Source organism: Isoptericola sp. NPDC055881, from assembly GCF_053615895.1.
The window spans coordinates 1-3,225 of sequence record NZ_JBSHCR010000137.1 but is presented as its reverse complement, the minus strand read 5'-3'; the positions used below and the strand labels follow the sequence as shown (position 1 = coordinate 3,225).

The window sequence follows — 3,225 nt, the reverse complement described above, 5'->3', positions numbered from 1 at the left end:
GACTTGATCCTCACACCGCCAGGTTGAGGATCAAGTCAGCACGCTCGTTGCGTTCGGCGGGTCAGCCCAGCAGAGGAGGGGAACCCGCTCCGGTCCCGGCGAGGACGCCCTCGACGGTTTCGCGCAGCACGTCGCCCTGGTCGTGCTCGGGCGCCCAGTGCAGCAGCTCCCGGGCCCGTGACGCGTCGAGGACGACGTCCGCGCGCGCCATGTCGTACCAGCCGACGTCGATCGGGGCGAGGTGCAGCCGGGAGGCCACGGACAGGCCGGTCCGGGCCGCGGTGGAGGAGACCGCGACCTTGCGTCCGCCCGCGAGGAGGTCGGCGAGGTCGTCGCCGGTCAGCCAGCCCTCGGGCGCGAGGTTGAACGGCCCCGGGTGCCGGCCGACGACGACCGCCCGGTACGCGTCGGCCGCGTCGTCGGTGTGCATGACCTGCAGGCGCAGGCCGTCGGGCGCGGGGACGACAGGCAGCAGCGCCCCCTCGGGGGCGCGCTTGGCGGCGAGGCGCAACGCGCGGGTCCCGAGCGCGCCGAGGAAGTAGCGCGCCAGCTCGGCGCCGGCCTCCCGCTGCAGCATCAGCGCCGGGCGCACCCGCGTCACGACGAGGCTCGGGTGGGTCTCGGCGGCTTGGTCGAGCATGCGCTCGGCGGCGACCTTCTGCACGGAGTAGGACGACGTCGGCACGCCGCGCCGCGGCCATTCCTCGTCGACGGGGCTGCCGTCCGCGGGGCCGGGGGCGTACACGCCGGAGGTGGAGCCGAGCACGAGCTGCGGCACGCCGCCGCGCACGACGGCGTCGACGACGGCTTGCGTCCCGCCGAGGTTGAGGCGCCGGGCCCGGGCGGAGTTCCGGGCCGACGGGGGCGCCCAGGCCAGGTGGATGACGGCGTCCGCGCCGAGGAAGGCACGGTCCAGCCCGCGGACGACGGCGTCCTGGGTGTCGGTGAGGTCGACCCGGACCCACTCGGCGGCGGAGTGCGGGAACGTCACGGTGCTGCTGCCGTCGGCGCGGGGCACGCGCCGGGCGACCCCCACGATCGACGTGACGGCGGGCTCTCGCACCAGTGCTCGCAGCACGGCAGTCCCGACGTTCCCGCTGGCTCCCACGACGACGACGCGCACGGTCCGACCGTATCCGCGCCTGCGGCGGGGCGCTCGTGCAGGCCGGACGCCCGGCTGGCTGCGTACGCGACACACATCTGTGTATAGCCAACGCGGCGTGTATGCCATACGCTCGTGTACGGCATACACGACGAGCTGGAGGGAACGGCCATGAACGACCCCATGATCGAGGTGCGGGGGCTGCGCAAGTCCTACGGACGCACCGCCGTCCTGCGCGGCGTCGACCTCAGCGTCCGGCGCGGCGAGATCTTCGCCCTGCTCGGCCCGAACGGCGCCGGCAAGACCACCACCGTCAACATCCTCACCACGCTGGTCCAGCCCGACGGGGGCACGGCCACGATCGCCGGGGCCGACGTCGTGCGGCAGGCCGCCGCGGTGCGCCGCAGCATCGCGCTGACCGGCCAGTATGCGTCGGTCGACGAGTTCCAGACCGGCGAGGAGAACCTCGTCATGATGGCGGACCTCGCCCACCTGCCGAAGCGCGCCGTGCGGCGCCGGGCCCAGGAGCTCCTCGAGCGCTTCGACCTCGCCGACGCGGCGGGCCGGAAGGTCGGCACCTACTCGGGCGGCATGCGCCGCCGCCTCGACCTGGCCATCAGCCTCGTCGCCGACCCGGCCGTCCTCGTGCTCGACGAGCCCACGACCGGCCTCGACCCGGCGTCACGCTCCCAGCTCTGGGACGTGGTGCGAGGGCTCGCGGCCGACGGCACCACCATCCTGCTCACCACCCAGTACCTCGAGGAAGCCGACCGCCTCGCCGACACCATCGCCGTCCTGTCCGACGGGCAGATCGCCGCCCGCGGCACCGCCACCGAGCTCAAGTCGCTCGTGGCCGGCGACCACGTCCGCGTGTCCTTCGAGGACGCCGACAGCCTCGCCGCGGCCCGCGGCCTCGACCTGCTCGCCGGCGCCGAGGAGGACGCCAAGGAGCTCGCGCTCAGCTTCCCCGCAGCCGAGCCCGTCCGCGCCATCCGCGACGTCCTCGAGCGCGCCGAGGCACGCGGCCTCGCCGTCGCCGGCGTGAGCGTGGTCAAGCCGACGCTCGACGACGTCTTCCTCGCCCTGACCGGGAGCGGTGCCGCCCGCCGCGCTCCCGGGAGCACCGTCCCCGACCACCCTGCCACCGAGCGCCCCGCCACCGACCGTCCCGCCCCCGAGGAGGCTCTGCGATGAGCACCACCACCCTGGCCCCGCGCCCCGCGCCGGCCCCGCCCCGCGCGACCTCCGGGCGCGCGCCCCTGCGCGACGTCGCCACCATGGCGCGCCGCGAGGCACGGCGGTCCCTGCGGTCCGTCGACGGGCTCATCACCGCCTTCGTGCTGCCGGTGATGATCATGCTCGTCTTCGTCGTCATCTTCGGCGGCGCCATCGAGCAGGACGGGCAGTACATCGACTACGTCGTGCCCGGCGCGCTCATCATGTGCCTGGGTTTCGGCTCGGCGACGACGGCCGTCGCGGTGGCGCAGGACATGACCTCGGGCACGATCGACCGCTTCAAGACGCTCCCGATCTTCGGGCCCTCGGCGCTGTGGGGGCACGTGGTCGCGAGCGTGGTGCGCAACCTGGCGTCCGCGGTGGTCGTGCTGCTGGTCGCCGTCGCCCTCGGGTTCCGGCCCGGCGCCGGGGTGGGCGACTGGCTCGGCTTCGTGGGCCTCGCCGTGCTCGCGGTGCTGACGTTCACGTGGCTCAGCGCCGCCCTCGGCCTGGTGCTGAGCGTCGACGCGTCGCAGTCGGTGAACTTCATCTTCCTGTTCGTGCCGTACCTCAGCTCCGGATTCGTGCCGGTCGACACCATGCCCGACTGGCTGCACGGGTTCGCCGAGCACCAGCCGTTCACGCCGATCATCGAGTCGGTGCGCGGCCTGCTGTCGGGGACCCCGGACGGCGGCACGGTGCTGGTGGCCTGCGCCTGGCTGGTCGGGTTCCTCGCGCTCAGCGTCGCCGTGGGCAGCGTCCTGTACCGGCGTCGTACCGCTCGCTGACCCCGGGTGACGGCTGTGAGCGGGCGTCTGGCCCTGTCTGGACCCCCCCAAAGGGGCCCACCCCCCCGCCCCCCGTTTGCGGGGGGGGGGGGCCCGGCGGGGGGTTTTGGGAGAAGAAGG

The 3,225-nt window shown here is 74.3% G+C and carries 3 protein-coding genes; 2 read left to right on the top strand and 1 reads right to left on the bottom strand.

Annotated features, from left to right (window positions below; translation table 11 throughout):
- Window positions 1-61 precede the first annotated feature (61 nt).
- Window positions 62-1,123 (bottom strand): NAD-dependent epimerase/dehydratase family protein, encoded by a 1,062-nt coding sequence (locus ACWGKI_RS20665; protein WP_452189541.1) that lies wholly within the window; start codon window positions 1,121-1,123, stop codon window positions 62-64.
- Between the two features lie 150 nt (window positions 1,124-1,273).
- Here ACWGKI_RS20665 and ACWGKI_RS20660 point away from each other — a divergent pair, with 150 nt between their 5' ends.
- The gene (locus tag ACWGKI_RS20660; protein ID WP_452189539.1) at window positions 1,274-2,296 is read left to right on the top strand and encodes an ATP-binding cassette domain-containing protein; all 1,023 of its coding nucleotides are present in this window, start codon (window positions 1,274-1,276) and stop codon (window positions 2,294-2,296) included.
- Complete coding sequence (locus ACWGKI_RS20655) at window positions 2,293-3,105, top strand: ABC transporter permease (RefSeq protein ID WP_380244851.1); 813 nt, start codon at window positions 2,293-2,295, stop codon at window positions 3,103-3,105. The genes ACWGKI_RS20660 and ACWGKI_RS20655 overlap by 4 nt, the downstream gene beginning before the upstream one ends.
- Window positions 3,106-3,225 lie beyond the last annotated feature (120 nt).

Coding starts and splice junctions, on each gene's coding strand:
- ACWGKI_RS20660 (WP_452189539.1), top strand. CDS start 1,274: ATGAACGACCCCATGATCGAGGTGCGGGGGCTGCGCAAGTCCTACGGA.
- ACWGKI_RS20655 (WP_380244851.1), top strand. CDS start 2,293: ATGAGCACCACCACCCTGGCCCCGCGCCCCGCGCCGGCCCCGCCCCGC.